Origin of the sequence: Micromonospora sp. NPDC049836, from assembly GCF_044465125.1 — a bacterium.
Lineage (GTDB): Bacteria > Actinomycetota > Actinomycetes > Mycobacteriales > Micromonosporaceae > Micromonospora.
The window spans coordinates 18,461-40,174 of record NZ_JBITLH010000004.1 but is presented as its reverse complement, the minus strand read 5'-3'; the positions used below and the strand labels follow the sequence as shown (position 1 = coordinate 40,174).

Here is a 21,714-nt window from a genome sequence, read left to right as displayed (position 1 = left end):
GGTCATGCTCCGGTCCGCGCCGAACCTGGCGCGGGCAGGCGCCGCACCCGGCGGCCTCAGGCCCGGGGCCAGGCCCGGGTGGGCTGGAGCACGGCCTCCCGGAGCGCCACCGTCCGCAGCGCGGTGACCTGCTGGTAGTCCGGGTCGGCCACCATCGCACAGAACGCCTGACGGGTCGGGTAACGGACCAGCAGGACGGCGTCCCAGGCCTGGCCGTCCTCGGCCACCAACGCCGGCAGGCCGTCGCCGGCGTAGAGCACCTCGCCACCGTAGCGGGGCAGGAAGGTCTCGTGCAGCGCCGCCGCGTAGCGGGCGTACGACTCCCGGCCGCCGTCGGCGAAGCGCAGCAGGTTGAGCATGACCACCGGGGCGTCGGGATCCGCGCGCAGGAAATCCCGCAGGTCGGGCCCGATCGGATCGACCGCCATCGCACCTCCTCGCCTCGACTGTTCCCGAAGCGTACCGGCGAGGATCCGTCCCGGTGGGCCGGCGATCCGGCCGCTCAGCCTCGGCGGGCCCGGGCGGTGGCGCGGGCGTTGGCCTTCTCGATGGCCTCGACCAGGTCGTCCTTGTTCAGGTTCTGTGGATCCGAGACACCGACCTTGCGCGCGACCTCGTCGAGGTGCCCCTTGCTGGCGTTGGCGTCCACACCCTGAGCGGTGGGCCGGTCCCGGTCGCGGGAGGCCGGGGTGCCCTGGGCCGCCTGGGGATCGGAGGGCCCCTTGTGCTCCTTGGGCTCCCAGTGGTCGCCGACCTTCTCGTGGGTGTGTTTCAGCGACGCGTAAGCCGTGCGGTGCGCCCGCTCCCCGTCGCCGTAGCTCTCCTCGGCCGACTCCAGCGTCTTCTTGTAGGTGCGGACCGCCTTGTCGTCCGAGCGCGCGATGGTCGACGGCACGTCGTCGCGCATCTCCTCGGCCTGCTCGTGCTTGTCCGGCATGACGTCCTCCCGTTCCTGTCGCGGTCACCGGTTCAGTTCGTCGCGTGCCGCGTCGGTGCCGGCGGGCACGACGCGCCCGGCGGTGGCGGAGACCACGTCCCGCACCTCGTCGGCGAGCCGGGCCGAGGTGCCGCCGGCGGCGCGCAACTGTGCCAGCCCGAGCCGGCCGAGGACGACGGCGGTGGCCAGGTAGCCGGCGGTGAGACCCGCCGCGGCCAGCCGGCGGGGCAGGAACGTCTCCAGCAGGCGCAGCACCGTCGTCGACGCCGCGCCGGCGCCGAGCACCAGGCAGCCCCCGGCGGTGGCCAGTAGGGCGACGCCCAGGCCGGCCGGGCGGGCGGCCTCCGTGACCTGACCGCGAACGGCCCTGACCTCCTCGCGGACGACGTCGGCGACGTCCCGCGCCAGCCGTTCCGTTGCGCTGGGTGTCGGCCCGTGCCACTGCCGCCCGGTCGCGTCGCTCATCTCTCCTCCAGCTGTGCCCTGGCGAACCCCTGACGTACCCGGGTCGTTCGGCGGCACACCCGCCACCGTCGCCGGTCCTTTCCACCCGTCACCGGGTCCCGGTGGCACGCTCCCGCTGGGGCACCACGGTGTATCTCGGATCCGCCGCGGAGGCGGCGCCGGCGTAGAAGAAGGCGAACTTGGTCAGCACGGACTCGGCGGCCAGCGCGAGCCCGCCGGCCACGTCCAGCGTCCGGCTGCGCCGCACCGCCGAGGTGGCCAGCAGCGCGATTCCCGCCCGGGCGCACCAGCGGGAAGCCTTCAGCAGCCGGCCCGGTCGGCCCTGGCGAAGCGGCTCGGCGACCAGACCAAGCCGGCGGTGCACGGCCCGGTCGACCACCTGCGCGGCGAGGGAACCGGCGACGCCGGCGAGGCGGGCCGGGGCCGACTCCCGGGCCGGGGAGGCGGCGGTAACCAGGCCGCCGGCCGCGGCGAGCGCGCTCGCGCCGAACAGGTATGGCAGCTCCCGGTGGGCATCGTGCCAGACCGGGACGGCGGTGTCGGCGATCAGCGTGCCGGTATAGGTGGTCACCGCGGGGGCGACGGCGACGGCCGCGAGGCCGCTCGGGCGGGCCAGGTAGCCGACCAGCTCCGCCCAGCGGCGCGGGAGCACGCCGGAGACCTCGTCGAGCGCCGCGACCGCCACCAGCGGGGCGAAGCCGCTGAGCAGCCAGGTGCCGATCGACATCGGCGAGGTCGGCTTGACCACCCGCAGCATGTGCACGAAGCGCTTCGGCCGGCCGAGGTCGGCGACCAGGACGGCGAGGGACAGCCCGGTGGCGCCGGCCGAGATGAGCCGGGCGGCCCGGCGCATGTCCGCCCGGCCGGTGAGGTCGGCGCCGGCGGCGAGCAGGGCGGTGCCGCCGGCCACGCCACCGAGGAAGAAGTAGCCGGCGATGTTGTGGGCCTTCCAGACCGGCGGCTTGACCACCGCCCGCCCGTAGTAGGACCGGAAATCGGCCGGCGGCACGACCTCACCGCCGCGACCGCCCCGCCGGCCGCCACGGGAGCCGACCAGGGCGTCGCGCCCCGGGGCGACGTGGTGCAGCCCGTCCCGGCGTACGTCGCTGCCGGTGCGCTCGCCGGCGGTCATCGCCGGCCTCCGGCGAACGCGAGGAGCACCGTGGCGGCCACGCCGACCGCCGCGATGGCGGTGTGCCGCCACATCGCCGGCAGGTCCCGCGTCGTCACGACCGGGTCGGGCGGGAACCCGTACACCTCGGGCTCGTCGAGCAGCAGGAAGAACGCCCCCGCGCCGCCCACCCCGTCGTCCGGGTCCGCGCCGTACAGGTGCGCCTCGGGCATTCCGGCGTCGTGCAGTTGGTCCACCCGACGAGCGGCCCGCTCCCGCAGCTCGTCGAGCGGCCCGTACTGGATCGAGTCGGTGGGGCACGCCTTCGCACAGGCCGGCTCCTGCCCGCCGGTCAACCGGTCGTAGCAGAGCGTGCACTTCCACACCCGGCCGTCGTCCTTACGCTGGTCGATCACCCCGTACGGGCAGGCCGGCACGCAGTAGCCGCAGCCGTTGCAGATGTCCTCCTGCACCACCACCGTGCCGAACTCGGTGCGGAACAGCGAACCGGTCGGGCAGACGTCCAGGCAGGCGGCGTGGGTGCAGTGCTTGCAGACGTCGCTGGCCATCAACCAGCGCAGCTCGGTACGCCCGTCCGGCGTGACGGGCGCCGGCGGGAGCCGGGACGGGTCGGGCTCGACCCGGGTGGCCCCCGTGTCGCTGCCCAGTCGCGCGCCGTGCCGGTCCCCCAGACCGGTCCCCACGAGTGCGTGGTTGTGCTCCGTCGCGGAGGGGCCGACCGGCATCAGGGCGACGGCGTTGTTCTGCCGCCCCAACGGACGGTCCTGCTCGATGAACGCCACATGCCGCCAGGTGTCGGCGCCCAGCATCCCGGTGTTGTCGTAGGACATGCCCAGCAGGGAAAAGCCGTCGTCGGGGATGAGGTTCCACTCCTTGCAAGCCACCTCGCAGGCCTTGCAGCCGATGCAGACCGAGGTGTCGGTGAAGAACCCCATCCGCGGTGGCGGCTGCGGATACCCCGAGGCCGGGGCGGGCCCCTCGCGCCCCGCGAACAGGTCGTCGCTCATCTCGGCTCCCCGTGTCGTTCCGTGCTGCGGTGCGCGGTGCCGGTCGCGGCGTCGATGCCCGCCCGCCGCAGGTACTCCTCCACCAGCCGCCGGCGGTCCGGCCCACGGGGCCGGCGGCCGGGCCGGATGTCGCAGGTGAGCGCCTTGACCTCCTGGATGTGCACGTCGGGGTCGAGCGCCATGTGGGTCAGGTCGTTGGCGGAGTCGCCGGTGGTGATGCCGTTGCGCCCCCAGTGGTACGGCAGGCCGACCTGGTGGACGATCCGGTCGTGCACCCGGACCGGCACCATCCGGTCGGTGACCAGTACCCGCGCCTCGACGGCGCTGCGGGCGGTGACGATGGTCGCCCAGCCGAGGTGCGCCAGGCCGACCGTGGCGGCCAGTTCCGGGGAGACCTCGCAGAACAGCTCCGGTTGCAGTTCCGACAGGTACGGCAGCCACCGGCTCATCCCGCCGGCGGTGTGGTGCTCGGTGAGGCGGTAGGTGGTCAGCACGTACGGGAAGACATCGCTGGAGCTGGGCTGGTACGGGTCGATGTCGCGGCGCCGGCTCAGCTGCCGGGCCGGGTTCTGCTGCTGGCCGTAGAGCAGGTTCGGCACCGGGGACTCCTGCGGCTCGTAGTGGGTGGGCAGCGGCCCGTCGGAGAGCCCCGCGGGCACGTACAGCCAGCCCTTCCCGTCGGCCTGCATGATGAACGGATCGACCCCGGACAGGGCGTCCTGCCGCTGCGCGCCCTCCGGCGGCCGGTGGTCGGGCGCCTTCGTCGGCTGGAAGTCCGGCACGTCGTGGCCGGTCCACCTGCCCTGGTCGGCGTCCCACCACACATACGCCTTGCGTTCGCTCCACGGCCGGCCCTGGGGGTCGGCGGAGGCGCGGTTGTAGAGCAGGCGGCGGTTCGCCGGCCACGCCCAGCCCCACTCGGCGGCCACCCAGTTCTGCTCCGTGTGCGGCTTACGCCGGGCGGTCTGGTTGACCCCGGCGGCGTAGCAGCCGCAGTAGATCCAGCAGCCGCAGGCGGTTGAGCCGTCGGCCTTCAGCTCCTCGTACGTCGACAGGCAGGACCCGTCCGCCTTCCGGCCGTTGATCTCCTGCAGCACCTCCTCCGCGCTGGGCTCCTCGTGCGGTCCGGAGGTGGAGTAGTTCCAGGTCAGGTCGAGGATCGGGCGGTCCCGGTCGGCGGTGGAGCCGGCCAGTTTCGCCCGGACGCGCCGGCCCAGGTGGAACCAGAACCACAGGTCGCTGCGGGCCTCGCCGGGCGACTCCACCGCCTTGTGGTGCCACTGCAGCATCCGCTGGGTGTTGGTGAAGCTGCCGTCCTTCTCGGTGTGCGCCGCCGCCGGCAGGAAGAACACCTCGGTGCCGATGTCTTCCGTGCGCAACTCCTCCGACTCGATCTCCGGCCCGTCCTGCCACCAGGTGGCGCTCTCGGTCAACGCGAAGTCGCGGACCACCAGCCAGTCGAGGTTGGCCATACCGAGCCGTTGGGCGCGGGCGTTGGCCGAGCCGACGGCGGGGTTCTGCCCGTTGAGGAAGTAGCCCTTGCAGGTGCCGTCGAGCTGCGCCTGGACCGTCTGGTAGCTGCTGTGGTCGCCGGTGATGCGGGGCAGGTAGTCGACGCAGAAGTCGTTGTCGGCGGTGGCGGCGTCGCCCCAGTACGCCTTGAGCAGGCTGACGGCGTAGGCGCGCATGTTGCCCCAGTAACCGGTGGGAGCGGAGTCGTCGGCGACGTAGGCGTCGAGGCTGCCGTGCGTGTCGGGGTGCGGCATCGGCAGGTAGCCGGGCAGCAGGTTGTACAGGGTGGGAATGTCGGTGCTGCCTTGAATGCTGGCGTGGCCGCGCAGGGCGAGAATGCCGCCGCCGGGGCGACCGATGTTGCCGAGCAGCAGTTGCAGCACCGCGGCGGCGCGGATGTACTGCACGCCCACCGTGTGCTGGGTCCACCCCACGGCGTACGCCCAGGCCGTGGTGTGGTCCCGCGTGGAGTTGCGGGTGATGGTCTCCGCCAGCTGCCGGAACAGCTCCTCGGGGATGCCGCAGATCTTCGCCACCAGCTCCGGCGTGTAGCGGCGGTAGTGCCGCTTCACCAGTTGGAAGACGCAGCGCGGATGCTCCAGGGTCTCATCGCGGCGCAGGTTGTGCAGATCCGCCAGCGCGCTGCCGTGACTGCCGTGCTCGTGGCCGCGGCCGGTCGCGTGGCGCTGGTGCGCCCGCTCGTCGCCGGTCTTCGCGGTGCCCTGCTCCCGCTTACCGGCGGAACTGGCCACCCGCACGCCCTCGTACTGCCAGCTGTCGGTGGAGTAACTGGCGGTGTCGTCCCGCCAGCCCGAGAAGAGCCCGTCCAGGTCCTCGGTGTCCCGGAAGTCCTCGTTGATGATGGTCGCCGCGTTCGTGTAGTGGACCACGTACTCCCGGAACTCGAGTCCGTTGCTGAGCACGTAGTTGATCAGGCCGCCGAGCAGCGCGATGTCGGTGCCGGCCCGGATCGGCACGTGCAGGTCCGCCAACGCCCCGGTACGGGTCAACCGCGGGTCGACGTGGATGAGCGTGGCGCCGCGCGCCTTGGCCTCCATCACCCACTGGAAACCGACCGGGTGGCACTCGGCCATGTTGGATCCCTGCAGGACGATGCAGTCGGAGTTCTGCAGGTCCTGCTGGAAGGTGGTGGCGCCGCCGCGACCGAACGACGTTCCCAGACCGGGAACCGTGGAGGAGTGTCAAATGCGGGCCTGATTCTCGATCTGCACCGCGCCCAACGCGGTGCCGAGCTTCTTGATGAGGTAGTTCTCCTCGTTGTCCAGCGTGGCGCCGCCCAGTGCCGCGATGCCCATGGTCCGGCGTACCCGCCGCCCCTGCTCGTCCTGGTCGGCCCAGGTCCGCGCCCGCGTCGCGATGACCCGGTCGGCGATCATGTCCATCGCCGTGTCCAGGTCGAGGTCCTCCCACTCGGTGCCGTGCGGCCGGCGGTACCGCACCCTCGTCTGGCGCAGCGGGTTGGTGACGAGCTGCTTGGTGGCCGCCCCCTTCGGGCAGAGCCGGCCACGGCTGACCGGCGACGCCGGGTCCCCCTCGATCTGGACGACCTGCTCGTCCCGGACGTACACGAGCTGCCCGCAGCCGACCGCGCAGTACGGGCAGACGCTGCGCGCCACCCGGTCGGCCGTGCCGGTCCGGGCGGTCAGCGCGTCCGTCTGCCGGGACCGGGCGGCGGCGCCCCGGCCCAGCCCGTCACCGCCGCTCACCGCCGCGAGGGCCTGCCGCAGCACCGGCCACGGCAGGAACGTCTCCCGAAGTCCCATGCTGCCCCCTGCCGTCGCCGTACCTCCCCTGTCTACCGGCAGGGCGACCCGGTACGTGCCGGATCCGGTCGCACCATCGCCGATCGGGCGAGGACCGGGTGACGCCGGGCGATCGGGTCCGGGGCCGGGTAGGGTGCGGCAGGGTGACCGGTGATCCCCGGCGGCAGGACCGGGTGGACGACGCCCGGCTGAACGGTCTCGCCCGGCGGCTGGACAAGCCGATGGGTGTCCTCGGCCTGCTCTTCCTGCTCCTGGTCCTGGCGCAGGCGTTCATCCACGACGAACCGCTGAGCACCGTCCTGACGGTGACCAGCTGGTCGTTGTGGGTGGTCTTCGTCGTCGAGTTCGCGCTCCGCGCCTGGCTGGCCCGGCACTGCGCCGGTGAGTTCTGGAAGCACCACTGGTGGCAACTGATCTTCCTGGCGGTGCCGTTCCTGCGGTTCCTGCGGGCGGCGAGCGCGCTACGGGCGGCGCGTGGCGGTGGTGTCATCGCCGCGGCGGTGCGCGGCTCCCGCTCGGCCGGGCGGTTGCTCACCGACCGGCTCGTGTGGCTGGCCGTGGTGACCGGGACCGTCATCCTCGCCGCAGGGCAACTGCTTCTGGTCACCGGCTCCTACCGGAGCTTCGGCCGGGCGCTGCACGACGCCGCCTTCGCGACGTTCACCGGGGAACCGCTGCGGGCGGACGACACCTTCGCCCAGGTCCTGGAGCTGATCCTGGCCGCGTACTCCGTCGCGGTGTTCGGCACCCTGGCCGGCGCGGCCGGCGCCTACTTCCTCAGTCGCGATCGTGCCGAGGACGAACGCCAGCAGCCGGACGAGTGACGGCGACTCCGCGTCCGTCCCACCCCGCGGCGGCCGACAAACGCCTCCCTCCTCGGGCCGGGGAACCGGGCGCGGCCGATGTCGCGGCCGGCAGCCCGCACCGGGGGCGGCGACCGGCGGAACGCGGCCTCACCCGCCGCGCACGTCGACCAGGGCGCTGCCGTCGCCGTACCCGTCGCGGCTGATCACGCTCAGGCTGCCGTCGGTCTCCAGGACCACCGCGGCGAGACGGCTGAGGTCCCCGTGGCCCTGGCTGCGGGCTCCCTGGCGGATCTCACTCTCGGTGATCCGGGACGCCCGCATCGCGTCGTGGCGCGGCTTGCCGTCCCGTAGCAGCAGCGTCGGCGTGGACTTGACGGCCCGTTGTGCCGGTGGCAACCGTACGGTCAGCAGGGCGACGGCGTACTGGAGACCCACCAGGAGCGCCAGCGCGAGCAGACCCTCGACCAGTGACACGTCGCGGGACAGCAGGATGGTCGCGAGCGTGGAGCCGAGGGCGACGGTGACGACGAGGTCGAAGGCGTTGAGCTTGGACAGCGTCCGTTTTCCGGAGATGCGCAGCAGCAGCACCAGGGCCGGGTACACCAGGAGCGCGATCACCGCGAGCCGCCACAGGTCCGCCGGACTCTTCAGGAACATGCGGTGCTTCTACCCGCGCGCGACGGCGGCACTCGGGTGTGGCCACGCCATCGGGGGGAACAGGGGCAGGATGGTCCGCCCGCGTACCCGCCGGTCCCGGCTCGCCGCCCTGCGGATGGCCTTCTGGCTGGTGCCGGCGGCGTTCTCCGCCGGCGCGGTGCTGGTGGCGATCGGGCTCTCGGTGCTCGAGCTGCGGTTGGCGCTGCCGTCCACCGGCATCCTGCCCAGCGGTCCCGCCGGCGCCCGCTCGCTGCTCTCGTCGATCATCACGGCGATGATCTCGTTCACCGCGCTCGTCTTCTCCATCACGGTGGTGGCGCTGCAACTGGCCAGCAGTCAGTACTCCCCCCGGGTTCTGCGTACCTTCCTGGAGGACCGGGTCACCCAGACCACGCTCGGGACCTTCGTCGCGACCTTCCTGTTCGCGATGGTGGTGCTCGCCACCCTGCCGGACCGGTCCACCGTACGGCTACCGGAGCTGTCCCTGGCCGTCGCGATGGCGCTCGTGCTGGCCAGCAGCGGCCTGTTCATCTACTACCTGCACCACATCACCAGCACCATGCGGGTGCCGCACATCATCGCGGCCATCGCGACGCAGACCCGGGGCACGATCAGCGAGCAGTACCCGGAGCACGCGAGCGGGCCGGCGCCGGTGTCCCTGCCGCCGCCGAACCAGACCGTCTGCGCGGATCTTCCGGGCTTCGTCGACGACATCGACCTGCGCCTGCTCGCCACTCTCGCGCGGCGGCACGACTGCGCGATGTCCGTGCTGTCCGCTCCGGGCGACTTCGTGATCGCCGGGCAACCGTTGGTGGCGGTGCACCCGTTGAGCGACAGCAGCACCCGGGTGGTGCCGGGGGAAGCGGCCCGCGTGGTGACCATCAACATCGAACGCACGCCCGGGCAGGACGTCGGCTTCGGGTTCCGACAGCTCGCCGACATCGCCGAACGGGCCCTTTCGCCCGGCATCAACGACACCACCACCGCCGTACGCGCGATGCACGAGATGCACGACCTGCTCCGCCGCCTGGTCGTGCGGCCGTTCCATCCCTGGGTGGTGCGGGACGGCGACGGTACGGTGCGGGCCAGAGCCGAGCGCCAGTCGTTCGACCAATTCCTCGCCATCGCCGTGGACGAACTGCGGCGGGCCGGCCGGGGCGACCCACGCGTCGACGCACTGCTGGACGCGACGCTGGCCGACCTGCGGGCCGTCGCCCTGCCGGAGCATCTGCCGGACATCCTCCGGCGCCTTCCCGGATGACCGCTCGACGGCCCGAGCCGCCACGGCTCCCGCGTGGTGCGGGCCGCGCCCGGCGTTTCCGGTGCCGGCTACCGGACCAGGGGCTCGGGTCGCCCGAGGGTGGGAGTGCCCGCAGGAGAGGGTGCACCGGCTGAGTCCGGCGGGGACGGCACGGCCACAACCCGCCGGTGGAGGCTAACCTGGGCCAGGCCCACCCACCCGGACCCCAACTCCGCAGATCCGAAGTGTTCTCCGGTGCTTGGCACGAGACTGGTGCCGTGAGTTCTCCAGTGCCCCTGCGCCACTCACGCTGGCTGGCGCCGGTCGTGCCAGGCACGCGGGTCACCCGCATCGAGCTGTTCTTCGACCTGATCTTCGTCTTCGCGTTCCTCAACGTGACCGGCCTGGTGTCGACAAGCCCCACCCCCGCCTCGGCGTTGTCCGGGCTGCTCGTGTTGGCGCTGCTCTGGTGGTGCTGGACCGTGCTCGCGGCGCTGGGCAACCTCGTACGCGCCGATCGGGGAATCGTGCCGCCCTTCGGCCTCGGTATCGCCGCGGCCACGTTCGTGCTGGCCATCGCGATTCCACAGGCATTTCGGAACCAGCCGGACGACCTGGCGGGGCCGGCGGTGTTCGCGACCGCCTACCTGGTCCTGCGTGGGCTCACCCTGGTGGTGTTCCTGTACGCCCTGACGGGTGCCGGTCGACCCCGACGGCCACTGCTTCTCATCTCCGTCCCGGCGGCGGTGGCCGCCGTGTTGATCATCCTTGCCGCCACCGCGGCCTGGTGGGCTCCCCCGGATCTGCGTGTCGGCGCCCGCCTCGGCCTGTGGTGCGCCGCCCTGGTGGCCGAATATTCGGTCGGCCTGATCCTTCCCTACGCGGGGTGGGCGGTGCCCTCGGCCGGGCACTGGGCCGAACGCCACTCACTGATCATCCTGATCGCGCTCGGCGAGGCGGTCATCTCGCTGGGGCTCGGACCGGGCCGCTTCGAACGTCTCGCGCTGTCCGCGGCGGTGATCTTCGGCTCCGTTCTCGGCATCCTGCTGCTCGCCGCCCTGTGGTGGCTGCACTTCGACACCTTGGCACCCAGCGTGGAGCAGGCGATGCACGGGACCCGGGACATCAGTCGGGTGCCGCTGGCCCGGGACGTCTTCACGTATCTCCATCTGGCGATCACCGTGAGCATCGTCGCGATCGCGCTCGGACTCAAGTTCGTCCTGGAAGCCGTCGCCGAGATCGCCGTCGAACCGCTCTCCTGGCCCGGAGTGGTCGCACTCTACGGCGGGGTCGCGCTGTACCTGTTGGCCGAGGTCGCCGCGGCCGCCCGGACCTTCCGCAGGGCACGAACGGCACGTCTGACGACTGCTCTCGTCGCGTGTCTGCTGAGCTGGCCAGCGGCACTCGTCACTCCCCTCGCGGCGCTGGGTGGGCTCGTGGTTCTGCTGGCCCTCCTCGTCGCGGTCGAGCGCAGCACAGGCGCGGCCGCTCGACAACGGATCAAGGCCGCTCTTCGGCAGGAGGAGGAGGTGTCCGAAAGGGCGGTCAGCCAGTGGCGGCAGGAGAACCTGTGAGCGCCGGCGCGTCCTCCCCTGCGCCGCCCGCACGCCCGTACCGGCCGGCGCTCACCGTCCGGCGCGGCGTTCCGCCGGGTGCGACGATGGCCCGTGCCCCGCGGGTTCGACCCCGACCGGAACACCTTCACCCAGTACTACGGCTCCGAGGGCCTGGACGCCGCCCTGCTCCTGATACCCCGGGGTGGGATTCCTGCCATGGACCGGCTCCAGGGTGATCGGCATCGTCGAAGCGGTCCAGCGGACCCGACCGTCGACGGATTCCTGCTGCGCTACCGGGCCGAGCACGACGACAACGTCGATGGTCTGCCCGGCGGCGAGGGTGCCTTCCTGGCCTGGACCTTCCGGCTCGTCGACGCCCTACACAACATCGGCCGGGTGGGAGAGGCCGAGCAGATCTTCCGCCGGCTGCTCGACCTGCGCAACGACGTCGGCCTGCTCAGCGAGGAGTACGACCCGATCGCCGGCCGGCGCCTCGGCGACCCGCTCGGAACAGCGCACTCCAGCCTGACGCGTTGACGGTCCACCACCCGCCGACGAGGACCGCCTTCCTGGGGCATGGCGAGCAACAGCGCGAGAGCATCCTCCGCTTTGTCACGCAACTGTCACGAACCCGCGGAACGACCTCCACGATGCGCACCGAGAGTGACCAGGGATGCCGCAACCAACACGACACGCGGAATGGAGAGATTCGTGATCGCGCCATCCGCCCCTACCAGAGCGTCGGGTGCCCCCGGTCGACATCGAGATCATCGAGGAACCCGACCTGCCCCTGCTGCCCGAGTCCGGCGCGGCCGGCGACCGGGTACGTCCCCGCAGCAACGGAAGGGTGATTGACTTGTCCGAGTGCCGGCATGTGGACGCCGCAGCGATCGGCCTGCTCCTGGCAGTCCAACGCCGCTTTACTCGTCGCGGCGACGTATTCACCGTGCGTGCGCCCCACGCGCAGATCCGGCGACTCCTCGGCACCGCCCACCCGGGCCGGCCCGCAGAGGTCGTCGCGTCACCCGCGCCGGCCGCGCAGCCCTCGCACGACAACACGGGGCTCGCGGTAGGACCTGCGCGCGGCAATGCGCCCGCCAGCCCGACCACGGGTAGGAGAGGGCGACGCCGGTGAGTGGCAGCAGCCTGCTCGGCGCCGTTGCGATCGGCACCACGATCGGCCTCGTAGGACGGCTCGTCCTGCCCGGTCCGAAGGCCGCTTCCGTGTGGCTGACGATTGCGCTCGGCGTGGCCGCCGCGCACCTGGGGACGATCGGCGTGGGTCTGATCGGCGTCGAGCCGGACGCGTGGGTAACGCGATCGGTGGCCCAGGTCTGCCTCGCTGTCCCCGTGGTGGTCCTCACCGTCGTCGCTGCCGGGCGCGTACTTCCGCAGGAGGGTGCGGCGAGAAAGGTCAACCGGGCGACAGGCGGCACTAGCCGGACCATGAGCAGGGAGTCTTAGCCACTTCGGTGTTCTCTGCGAGGTCAAACCAGACCGCTCGACCAGATCGCCGCAGGTCAGAGCCCTCGGCGCCGTCCGGTATCCGTGAGCACTGTTGTTCCAGACAGGGAAAGGCCAGGTCGGCCTGGACCACTACCAGGTCTCCGGCTGGACCGGCTGGTACCGCTTCATCACCCTGTCCATGCTCGCCCTGGCCGTCCTGACCCTCCTCGCCGCCCAGCAACCCGACTCCGATCCGGACATCATCGCGCTGACCGTCGCCGAAATCCGCCGACTCCTCAACGCCGAGGAGGTCGAACACCTCCTACCGGATGAGCGGGCAGACCGCCGGAGGTGCACGCGGGTCTACCGTCGCATTCCGCCAGCCCTGCCACCCGCGACGGCCGCTGAGAGCAGGACACAGACGGCCAGGGACACGACGCGTGCCCAACTCCCCCGTCTCACACCACCAGTGTGACCGGACGCAGCAGGTGGACCATCGGCTGACCAGCGGTATTCCGAGCGCCTCAACCTCGCGTCCGCTCACCGTCGGATGGCAAGCTCATCTCTCATGATCCGTGACTTCGCTAAGGACTATCTGCACCACCAGCACAGGTCGATACGTCAGGCGCTGATCTGGAAGCTCACTGTGGACGCCGTGAGAAATCCGGTTCGCGTGGAGGCTCGCCCGTGAGGGCGGTCATCGTCGCGGCCGCAGTCGCGTTCATCATCTCCCTGCTCGGCACGCCGGTGGCGATTCGCGTCTTCACCGCGCTCAAGGCAGGCCAGCCGATCCGATCCATCGGGCTCGCCAGCAACCAGGGCAAGCACGGCAGGCCCACGATGGGCGGCGTCGTCTTCATCGTGGCCACTATCTTCGCGTACGTTGCCGGGCACCTCGCCCTGATGACCCTGCCCGAGCGGCAGATCGCGCAGGAGGGGCCGACAATGACTGCCCTCGTCCTGCTCGGGCTCTTCGTCTTCTGCGGCGTGGTCGGCTTCTTCGACGACTTCCTCAAAGTGCGCCGGCGTAACTCCGACGGACTGTCCGCCAAAGGCAAGCTGCTCGGCCAGGCGATCGTCAGCGGCGGCTTCGGTACCGCCGCGCTCTACGTGCCGAGCACCAACGGCCAGACCGTGGCCAGCGAGCACATCTCGCTCATCCGCGACATCAGCTGGCTCGACGTCGGCAAAGTTGGCGCGGTCATGGTCATCGTCTTCGTGATCACGGCGATGTCGAACGGCGTGAACCTCACCGACGGCCTCGACGGCCTGGCCACCGGCGCGTCAATCCTGGTGCTCGGCGGGTACGCGCTGATCGGCTTCTGGCAGTACCGGCACTGGTGCGCCGACGAAGGGTACGCCCGGGTGAACGACTACTGCTACCAGGTACGCGATCCCCTGGAGATCGCCATAATCGCGGCGGCGGCCGCCGCCGCCTGCGTCGGCTTCCTGTGGTGGAACACGTCCCCGGCGCGGATCTTCATGGGTGATGTGGGCGCGCTCGGACTCGGCGGCCTGATCGGCGGGCTCGCGGTGGTAACCCGCACCACGCTGCTTTCGATCATGATCGGCGGGCTCTTCGTCATCATCACGACGACCTGGGTGATCCAGATCGTCTCATTCCGGACCACCGGTAGACGCGTCTTCCGGATGGTGCCTTTGCACCACCACTTCGAGCTGGCCGGATGGAGCGAGACCACTATCGTGGTCCGGTTCTGGATCGTGGCCGGCGTCGGCGTGGCAGCCGGCCTGGGCCTGTTCTACTCGGATTTCTTGGCGGTCGTTGGATGATCCGGGTGCCAGCTGATCGGCGAGCATGACCAAGCTGCACCTGGGCTGCGAGCAAGGCCAGAAACCTCTCGCGGTGGTGGTGACCGGTGGGCAGCGCGGTGACAGCCCGCAGTTCACCCGGGTCCTGGCTCGTATCCGGGTGCCGCGGGCCGGGGGTGGGCGTCCGCGGACCCGCCCGGACCGGGTCCTGGCCGACAAGGCGTACAGCTCGGCCGCCAACCGCGAGCACCTGCGAAAGCGCGGGATCAAGGCGACGATCCCGATCAAGGACGACCAGGCCGCCAACAGGCGCAAGAAGGGGTCGAAGGGCGGTCGCCCACCGTCCTTCGACCCTGAGATCTACAAGCAGCGCCACGCCGTCGAGTGCGGCATCAATCGGCTCGAGCGCCACCGCGGCCTGGCCACCCGGTACGACAAGCTCGCAGTCCGCTACCAGGCGACCATCCACGTCGCCGCGATCAATGAGTCGCTGTAGCACTGCGAGCCATACCCACCGATTGGAGATGTGCCCGTAACGCCAGCGTGAGTTCGCTCTTGTGCTCCTCGCCCACGCGCAGTTCGCGTGAGGGATCCAAGTACCCGAACACCCCACCGCCACGCCGATCGTCAGGAAGATCGGCCATCCGCGGGACGACATGGAAGTGGACGTGGCTGACGCCCTCCTTCTCAGCGAACTGCACCACGTAGGTCTTCATGCACCCAGTCACCGTCCCCAACGCACGAGACAGGCGCACCTGCCAGGCGCCGAGGTCCGCAGCTTCGGCATCGGTCAAGTCGGCGATGGACGTGACATGCCTGCGTGGGATGAGGACCAGCCATCCGGGCAGTGCAGTGTCGATCGCATGCGCCACCCGCCAGTACTCATCTGCAGCGATCCGCTCCCACTCCGGCAGCACGTCAAACCGGTCATTGTTGTCGCACACCCAACAGCTCATGATCGGCACAGTAGACAACAGCGGGTCGACGCAGAAGCTCGACGACTCCTGAAACGCGACCTAGTAGCCGGTAGCCGAAGCATGCCGACGAGACGCGATGGTCAGCCGTTGGGTAATCCGTGACGCGATACGTCCCTATGAGATCCTCGCGTAAAAGTTCGCGAATCGGTTCGGCGCAGCTGAGTCACCGCGCGGGGGCCGGGCCTGTGGTGGCGCGCAATGACACGGGTGGGGCGTGCAGGATGTGGCGCGGGTGCGCCTGCGGGTTGGCGAGGCGTTCCAGCAGGAGCTCGACGGCCTGAGCGCCCATGTCGTGCGTGGGAACGTCGACGGCGGTCATCGGCGGCCGGAAGTCCTCAGCCCAGTGCCGGGCGGCCACGCCGGCGACGGAGAAGTCGCGGGGCACTCGCAGGCCGGCGCGCTCCAGGCCGCGTTGGATTCCCGGCAGCGCGGCCTCGTTGACGGTGACCAGCGCGGTCACCTCACGATGGTCATCGCGCAACTGCTCCACGCAGGCCTCCCCGGCCGGTGCGTCGTCGGCGCAACATACGTCGACTCCGGTCACGTTCCGTTCAACGACGGCGTCGGTGAAGCCGGTGAGGGCGCGGTGGCCCGGGCCGTAGCCGGCGGCAACGAGCTCGGTGGAGCGGTTGACGAGGGCGATGGTCCGGTGGCCGAGGTCGACGAGGTGGTGCACGCACCGCGAGACGAGCGTCGCGTAGTCGATGTCGACACACCACATGTGCTCGGCATCGCGGGTGCGGCCGATGGTGACGAAGGGCAGGCCGACTTTCTGCAGCCGCGTGACTCGGTCGTCTTCGAGCCTTATCTCCATCAGGATGACGCCGTCGACGCGGCGACCGGTGACGACCCGCTCAAACGAGCGCTCGTGATCGCCGCCGGACGGGGACAACAACACGTCGAAATCCGCTCGGGCGGCCGCTTCTACGATGCTGGCGACGAACGCGAGCTGCATCTCGGTCAACCGCTGGCTCGCCGGGGGAATGACCAAACCGAGAGTTCGTGTCCGACCCTCTTTCAAGGCTCGGGCACTGGCGTTGGGCCGGTAGCCGAGTTCGTCGATGACCGCCTGGATGCGTCGGCGGGTCTCCTCGGACACGCGTCGCTTTCCGGTGAGCGTGTATGACACCGTGCTTCGGGACACACCCGCCCGGCGAGCGATCTCTCCGATGTTCATTCTTGCTCCCTCACCAACCGTCGGCCCGCCCTGCGGCAACGCAGCCCCGTATGGACCGTACCGGGTCCCTGGCCCACGATGTACGTCGGACCGAATCGGTTCGTCCAAAGGAAATCGGCCTGCTCCGATACCCAACGCCGCACCGGCCAACAACTCCCCAGCGTTGAACCGACTTGCGATCCGCCGGCCCCCACCACTTGACCCGACCCGAAGAACACGCCTATGTTCGGTCGAACCGATTCGCTCCGCCCCGTTCAACCGCCTTCGTCACCAAGCACATACCCGCCTGTGCTCGCGCGAACAGCCACACTCTGGTGCGCTGCGGTTGCTGCTCCACCGTCGAGCCCCACTGTCCCTTATGTCCGACTGGCACGACTGGCGACAGCCCGACATCCCTACCCCGCGGAGGGCCACCATGACCTTGCTCCGTACCGGGCGCCGCGTCCTCGGCGCCGCCTTGATCTCCCTTGCCGTCACCGCCGGCACGACCGCCTGCTCGTCGTCGGACGCTCCCGGGGATGGCTCCTCCGGCAGCAGCAGCTACACGGTCTGGGACCCGTATCCGCAGTACGACGACGGCTCTGCGTGGGTGCAACTGCTGAGCAAGTGCGGTACGGACGCCGGCGTAAGCATCAAGCGCACCGCCTACGACACCAGCGACCTGACCAACAAGGCGCTGCTGGCCGCGCAGCAGGGCAACTCCCCCGACGTGCTCATCGTTGACAATCCGGTCGTCTCCACGCTCGCCGAGGCCGGGGTGCTGACGACCACTCAGGAGAACAAGCTCGACGTCAGCGCCATCTCGCCGAACCTGATCGCGGCCGGAACGATCGGCGGCAAGTCGTACGGGGTGCCGATCGGCGCCAATACCCTGGCCCTGTACTACAACAAGGCGGTGCTGCGGGCGGCCGGCGTGGACATCGGCAGCGTCAAGGACTGGGCGTCGCTGACCGCGGCGCTGGGCGCGGTAAAGGCGGCTGGCAAGAAGGGCATCACCTTCTCCGGCATCGGTACGGAAGAGGGCAGCTTCCAGTTCCTGCCGTGGTTCTGGGGTTCCGGCGCGGACCTGCGCAAGCTCGACTCGCCGGAGGCGGTCGCGTCGCTGCAGTTGTGGACCGACTGGCTCAAGCAGGGCTACGCGCCCAACTCCGTCATCAACAACACTCAGACTACGAGCTGGCAGGAGTTCGCCACCGGCGGGTACGCGTTCGCCGAGAACGGCACCTGGCAGCTGGGGAACGCGGAAAAAGCCGGCTTCGAGTACGGCATCATCCCGATCCCGGGTCGTGATGGCGGCACCGCGGCGGCGCCGACCGGCGGCGAGTTCGTCAGCATTCCGGTGCAGAAGGAAACCGGCCGCTACGACACCAGCAAGAAGCTGGTGCAGTGCCTGACCAATACCGAGAACTCCTACGCCACCGTCAGCGCGCTCAACTATGTCGCGCCGACCTCAGCGGTGCAGGACAAGCAGCTGGCGGCCAACCCCGAGCTGAAGGTGTGGGTCGAGGCGGTGAAGGCTGCCAAGGGCCGCACCAGCGATGAGCTCGGCACGAAGTACCCGAAGATCTCCGAGCCGCTGTGGACCGCCGTTCAGGGCGCGCTGAGCGGGTCGAAGTCCCCGGCCGACGCGCTCGCCGCCGCGCAGGCGACGGCCGCGGCGGCGACGAAGTAGGCCCATCCGCCTCATGGACCGTACGACACAGCCCAGGAACGCACGGGTGGCGGTGCGTGCCGAGGATGGGACGGCCCGGGCGGTCCCGCCCTCGGCCCGGGCAAGGAGACGCACGGGCCGGGCACGCACGACGAGGTGGGTCGGATGGGCGTTCCTGGCACCGGTGGTCGGCTACCTCGCCGCCTTCTACGCCTACCCCCTGTACCGCAACGTCGACCTGAGCGTGCGGCACTACACCGTCCGCTCGTTCGTGCAGGGTGACGCGCCGTTCAGCGGCTTGGACAACTACCGCGAGGTGTTTGACGACCCGACCTTCGGACCGGCGTTGGGCCACACGGTCCTCTTCACCGTGGCATCACTGGTCTTCCAGTTCGCCGCCGGCCTGGCCTTGGCGGTGTTCTTCAACCGCCACTTCCGCCTGTCGGCGACGCTGCGCGCGCTCTTCCTGGTGCCGTGGCTGCTCCCGCTGATCGTGTCCGCCTCGACGTGGTCATGGATGCTCAACAGCGACTCCGGCATCGTCAACGCTGCGCTGTCGGTGTTCGGCGTCGGCCCCGTCAACTGGCTCACCTCGCCCGACTGGTCGCTCGTCTCGGTGATCATCGCGAATGTCTGGATCGGCATCCCGTTCAACCTCGTCGTGCTCTACAGCGGTCTGCAGGCCATCCCGGGTGAGCTGTACGAGGCCGCAGCGCTGGACGGTGCGACCGGCTGGCAGCAGTTCTGGCGGATGACCTTCCCACTGCTGCGTCCGGTGTCCGCCATCACGCTGCTGCTCGGCCTCGTGTACACGCTGAAGGTCTTCGACATTATCTGGATCATGACCAAGGGCGGGCCGGTGGACTCCTCGACCACATTCGCCACCTGGTCCTATCGCCTCGGCTTCGGCAACCTCCTGCCCCAGTTCGGCCCCGGCGCCGCGGTGGGCAACCTGCTCATCCTCCTGGCATTGGCCTTGAGCCTGCTCTACATCCGGACGCAACGGAATCAGAGGCGGCCATGAACCGTTGGACAAGCCGGTGGCGAACCCTGCTCGGGCTGCTGTTCACCGCTGTGATGCTCTTCCCCGTGTACTGGATGGTCAACGTGTCGTTGACCCGCGACCACGACATGCGCAGGCAGCCGCCGACGGTGTTCCCCGTCGACCCGACGTTCGACGGGTACCGGGTCGTGCTCAAGCAGCAGCTGCCCAACCTCGGCACCAGCCTCCTCATCGGCCTCGGCACCGTCGCCCTTACCATCGTGCTCGCCGCGCCGGCCGGCTACGCCCTGGCAAAGCTGCAGCCCCGCGGTGGCGGTTTTCTGGGCTTCGTGCTCGTGGCCGCGCAGATGATTCCGGGCATCATCATGGCAATGGGCTTCTACGCCATCTACCTCAACCTCGGCCTGCTCAACGCTTGGCCCGGCCTGATCCTCGCCGACTCCACCATCGCCGTGCCCTTCGCCGTGCTGGTCTTCACCGCCTTCATGTCCGGCATCCCGGACGACCTGCTACAGGCCGCATGCACCGACGGTGCTGGACCCCTGCGCACCTTCTGGTCCATCGTGCTCCCCATCAGCCGCAACGCCATCGTGACGGTCTCCCTGTTCGCGTTCCTGTGGGCCTGGTCGGACTTCGTCTTCGCCAGCACGCTCGACAGCGGCGGCCCGGTGCGGCCCATCACCCTGGGCATCTACCAGTACATCGGAAACAACAACCAGCAGTGGAACGCCATCATGGCCACGGCCGTCGTCGCGTCGATCCCGGCCGCCGTGATGCTCGTCGTCGCGCAGCGGTACGTCACCGCCGGAGTTACCACCGGCGCCATCAAGGACTGACCCGTCCCAGAGAGTGAGCCGCAGCATGAGCAGCCCGATGGGCCCCGTCTTCTCTGTGCAGCACATTCCGTTCAGCTACGCAGGTTCCTGGTTCGGCATCTCGCCGGTCATCGCCGAGGAGACCTATGCCGAACACCTGCACCTGGTTTCGCACCAGACGGGCCTGCACGCCGTCCTGATGCTCGTGCCGGTACGGGCCGGTGCCGAGGTGGAGACGACCGTGTCCGCATCGCCGTCCCTGCTGGCCTGGACCGATGACCGGGGCCGGGTCGAGCTCGCCTACGAGACGGTCGACACAGTCCGGCTGCGCGGCCATGGGCTTGGTATGACGATCCGCGCCGCTCAGGCGACGCTCACACCGTTCAGTGGCACGTACTTCTACCAGGACCCGGTCGACGGTGCACATGTGTTCACCGACTACGGCACTGGCCGCCGATATCGGGTCACCGTGCTCGTTGGCACCGCCACCGGCACTGGGGTGCAGATCCTGGGCACCGGCGAACGGGGCATCAATGTCGATGACGACGAGCCGTGGGAGGTCGTGATCGAGGAGTACGACACCGCGCGTCCGCCCTACCGAAGCCACCTCACGTTCGAGCAGGTCATCAAGGATGCCGAGGCGGAGTTCACCGGCTTCCTCGAGGCCATGGCTCCCTGGCGCGGCCCGCAAACGCCGGCGGCCGAGCTGGCAGCTTACGTCCTGTGGTCGGCAACCGTCCGTCCTGCCGGGTTCGTCACCCGTCCCGCGGTGCTCATGTCCAAGCACTGGATGGACAAGGTCTGGAGCTGGGACCACTGCTTCAACGCCCTCGCGCTCGCCGACGGCCTGCCCGAGCTCGCCTGGCACCAGTTCCGCGTCGCCTTCGACCACCAGGACCCCGCCGGCGCCTTGCCTGACTCGATCACCCATTCCGAGGTGCTCTACAACTTCGTCAAGCCACCCATCCACGGCTGGACCCTCCGGCAGTTACGCCGACGGCTACGGCACGTCGACGTCACGGAGCTGGCAGCCACCTACGAAGCTCTCGCCCGCTGGACCAGGTTCTGGCTCGACGCGCGCCGCGCTCCCGGCGAGCAACTTCCGCACTATCAGCACGGCAACGACAGCGGCTGGGACAACGCCACCACGTTCGAACCGGAGCGCGTCGTGCAGAGCGCCGACCTCGCGGCCTTCCTGGTCTTGCAGCTACGGGAACTCGCCGACCTCGCGGCGGCCCTCGGCCGTGACGGCGACGCGATTCGCTGGACGGCAACGGCCGAAGAGATCCGGGCCGCCATGCTCAACCGCCTCTGGCAAGGCGAACGGTTCGCGGCCCGCAGCCCCACGACCGGTCGCACCTGGACCAGCGAAAGCCTGCTCGATCTGATGGCCATCACGCTCGGTGACGACCTGCCGGCCACAATGCGCGAGGCCCTGGCAACGCGGATCCGGACCCACCTCACGGCCTTCGGAGCCGCGACCGAGCAACCCGCGTCCCCGCACTATGAGGCCGACGGTTACTGGCGCGGTCCGATCTGGGCGCCCTCCACCGTCCTGATCGAGGACGGCCTTCGCCGCGCCGGGTACACCGACCTCGCCGACGACATCAGTACTCGCTTTCGTAGGCTGTGCGAACGGTCCGGATTCGCCGAGAACTTCGACGCCCACACCGGCATCGGACTGCGCGACCGCGCCTACACCTGGACCGCCAGCGCCTACCTGATCCTCGCCGCGGCCCACATCAAGCGGAGCGCCGCAACAGCAGCATGACCACCTGG

At 70.1% G+C, this 21,714-nt stretch carries 21 protein-coding genes and 1 pseudogene; 13 read left to right on the top strand and 9 right to left on the bottom strand.

Annotated elements, in window-relative coordinates:
* Window positions 1–56: 56 nt before the first annotated feature.
* The 6 genes from ACIBPB_RS11800 to fdh all read right to left on the bottom strand — a co-directional run bounded on the left by ACIBPB_RS11800 (window position 57) and on the right by fdh (window position 6,837).
* Window positions 57–428 carry a DUF1330 domain-containing protein gene (locus ACIBPB_RS11800; protein WP_396839551.1) on the bottom strand — a complete coding sequence of 124 codons (372 nt, stop codon included), beginning with the start codon at window positions 426–428 and terminating at the stop codon, window positions 57–59.
* Window positions 429–502: 74 nt separating this feature from the next.
* Window positions 503–937 carry a ChaB family protein gene (locus ACIBPB_RS11795; protein ID WP_396839549.1) on the bottom strand — a complete coding sequence of 145 codons (435 nt, stop codon included), beginning with the start codon at window positions 935–937 and terminating at the stop codon, window positions 503–505.
* A 24-nt stretch (window positions 938–961) separates the two neighbouring features.
* Window positions 962–1,402 (bottom strand): phage holin family protein, encoded by a 441-nt coding sequence (locus ACIBPB_RS11790; protein ID WP_396839548.1) that lies wholly within the window; start codon window positions 1,400–1,402, stop codon window positions 962–964.
* Window positions 1,403–1,490: 88 nt separating this feature from the next.
* On the bottom strand, window positions 1,491–2,534 hold the full coding sequence (gene nrfD, locus ACIBPB_RS11785) for an NrfD/PsrC family molybdoenzyme membrane anchor subunit (RefSeq protein WP_396839547.1): 1,044 nt from the start codon (window positions 2,532–2,534) through the stop codon (window positions 1,491–1,493).
* A complete protein-coding gene (locus ACIBPB_RS11780; protein WP_396839546.1) occupies window positions 2,531–3,541 on the bottom strand; it encodes a 4Fe-4S dicluster domain-containing protein in 1,011 nt (336 codons plus the stop codon). Before ACIBPB_RS11780 ends, nrfD begins: the two co-directional genes overlap by 4 nt.
* A complete protein-coding gene (fdh, locus tag ACIBPB_RS11775; protein WP_396839544.1) occupies window positions 3,538–6,837 on the bottom strand; it encodes a formate dehydrogenase in 3,300 nt (1,099 codons plus the stop codon). The genes ACIBPB_RS11780 and fdh overlap by 4 nt, the downstream gene beginning before the upstream one ends.
* Before the next feature lie 143 nt (window positions 6,838–6,980).
* On the opposite strand from fdh, the gene ACIBPB_RS11770 reads away from it, so the two are divergent.
* Entirely contained in the window at window positions 6,981–7,661 is a 681-nt protein-coding gene (locus ACIBPB_RS11770) for a hypothetical protein (protein ID WP_396839543.1), read from the top strand.
* Window positions 7,662–7,790: 129 nt separating this feature from the next.
* Here the strand turns inward: ACIBPB_RS11770 and ACIBPB_RS11765 are convergent, their stop codons facing one another.
* Window positions 7,791–8,300, bottom strand: coding sequence for a DUF421 domain-containing protein (locus tag ACIBPB_RS11765; RefSeq protein WP_396839542.1), 510 nt, complete (start codon window positions 8,298–8,300; stop codon window positions 7,791–7,793).
* 70 nt (window positions 8,301–8,370) lie between these two features.
* On the opposite strand from ACIBPB_RS11765, the gene ACIBPB_RS11760 reads away from it, so the two are divergent.
* From ACIBPB_RS11760 to ACIBPB_RS11725, 8 genes and pseudogenes are all read left to right on the top strand, one after another.
* The gene (locus ACIBPB_RS11760; protein ID WP_396839540.1) at window positions 8,371–9,561 is read left to right on the top strand and encodes a DUF2254 domain-containing protein; all 1,191 of its coding nucleotides are present in this window, start codon (window positions 8,371–8,373) and stop codon (window positions 9,559–9,561) included.
* Window positions 9,562–9,818: 257 nt separating this feature from the next.
* Window positions 9,819–11,114: a low temperature requirement protein A gene (locus ACIBPB_RS11755; RefSeq protein WP_396839539.1), complete on the top strand. Its 1,296-nt coding sequence runs from the start codon at window positions 9,819–9,821 to the stop codon at window positions 11,112–11,114.
* 93 nt (window positions 11,115–11,207) lie between these two features.
* Window positions 11,208–11,633 (top strand): hypothetical protein, encoded by a 426-nt coding sequence (locus ACIBPB_RS11750; protein ID WP_396839538.1) that lies wholly within the window; start codon window positions 11,208–11,210, stop codon window positions 11,631–11,633.
* 208 nt (window positions 11,634–11,841) lie between these two features.
* Entirely contained in the window at window positions 11,842–12,231 is a 390-nt protein-coding gene (locus ACIBPB_RS11745; RefSeq protein WP_396839537.1) for an STAS domain-containing protein, read from the top strand.
* Window positions 12,228–12,560, top strand: coding sequence for a hypothetical protein (locus tag ACIBPB_RS11740; protein WP_396839536.1), 333 nt, complete (start codon window positions 12,228–12,230; stop codon window positions 12,558–12,560). The genes ACIBPB_RS11745 and ACIBPB_RS11740 overlap by 4 nt, the downstream gene beginning before the upstream one ends.
* Window positions 12,561–12,654: 94 nt before the next feature.
* Window positions 12,655–13,017, top strand: a complete 363-nt coding sequence (locus ACIBPB_RS11735; protein WP_396839534.1) for a hypothetical protein — start codon at window positions 12,655–12,657, stop codon at window positions 13,015–13,017.
* A 212-nt stretch (window positions 13,018–13,229) separates the two neighbouring features.
* Window positions 13,230–14,333, top strand: coding sequence for a phospho-N-acetylmuramoyl-pentapeptide-transferase (mraY, locus tag ACIBPB_RS11730; RefSeq protein ID WP_396839533.1), 1,104 nt, complete (start codon window positions 13,230–13,232; stop codon window positions 14,331–14,333).
* A gap of 28 nt (window positions 14,334–14,361) precedes the next feature.
* Window positions 14,362–14,808: pseudogene (locus ACIBPB_RS11725) on the top strand (IS5 family transposase); the annotation flags it as partial.
* On the opposite strand, the gene ACIBPB_RS11720 reads toward ACIBPB_RS11725, so the two are convergent.
* On the bottom strand, window positions 14,792–15,268 hold the full coding sequence (locus ACIBPB_RS11720) for an HIT family protein (protein WP_396839532.1): 477 nt from the start codon (window positions 15,266–15,268) through the stop codon (window positions 14,792–14,794). The pseudogene ACIBPB_RS11725 and the gene ACIBPB_RS11720 sit on opposite strands and share 17 nt — an antisense overlap.
* A gap of 184 nt (window positions 15,269–15,452) precedes the next feature.
* Window positions 15,453–16,466, bottom strand: a complete 1,014-nt coding sequence (locus ACIBPB_RS11715; RefSeq protein WP_396839530.1) for a LacI family DNA-binding transcriptional regulator — start codon at window positions 16,464–16,466, stop codon at window positions 15,453–15,455.
* A gap of 415 nt (window positions 16,467–16,881) precedes the next feature.
* Between ACIBPB_RS11715 and ACIBPB_RS11710 the strand changes: the two genes are divergently transcribed.
* From ACIBPB_RS11710 to ACIBPB_RS11695, 4 genes are all read left to right on the top strand, one after another.
* The gene (locus ACIBPB_RS11710; RefSeq protein ID WP_396839528.1) at window positions 16,882–18,138 is read left to right on the top strand and encodes an extracellular solute-binding protein; all 1,257 of its coding nucleotides are present in this window, start codon (window positions 16,882–16,884) and stop codon (window positions 18,136–18,138) included.
* 163 nt (window positions 18,139–18,301) lie between these two features.
* Window positions 18,302–19,141 carry a carbohydrate ABC transporter permease gene (locus ACIBPB_RS11705; RefSeq protein WP_396839527.1) on the top strand — a complete coding sequence of 280 codons (840 nt, stop codon included), beginning with the start codon at window positions 18,302–18,304 and terminating at the stop codon, window positions 19,139–19,141.
* Window positions 19,138–19,956, top strand: a complete 819-nt coding sequence (locus tag ACIBPB_RS11700) for a carbohydrate ABC transporter permease (protein ID WP_396839526.1) — start codon at window positions 19,138–19,140, stop codon at window positions 19,954–19,956. Before ACIBPB_RS11705 ends, ACIBPB_RS11700 begins: the two co-directional genes overlap by 4 nt.
* A gap of 25 nt (window positions 19,957–19,981) precedes the next feature.
* The gene (locus ACIBPB_RS11695) at window positions 19,982–21,706 is read left to right on the top strand and encodes an amylo-alpha-1,6-glucosidase (protein WP_396839525.1); all 1,725 of its coding nucleotides are present in this window, start codon (window positions 19,982–19,984) and stop codon (window positions 21,704–21,706) included.
* The last annotated feature ends 8 nt before the right edge of the window (window positions 21,707–21,714 follow it).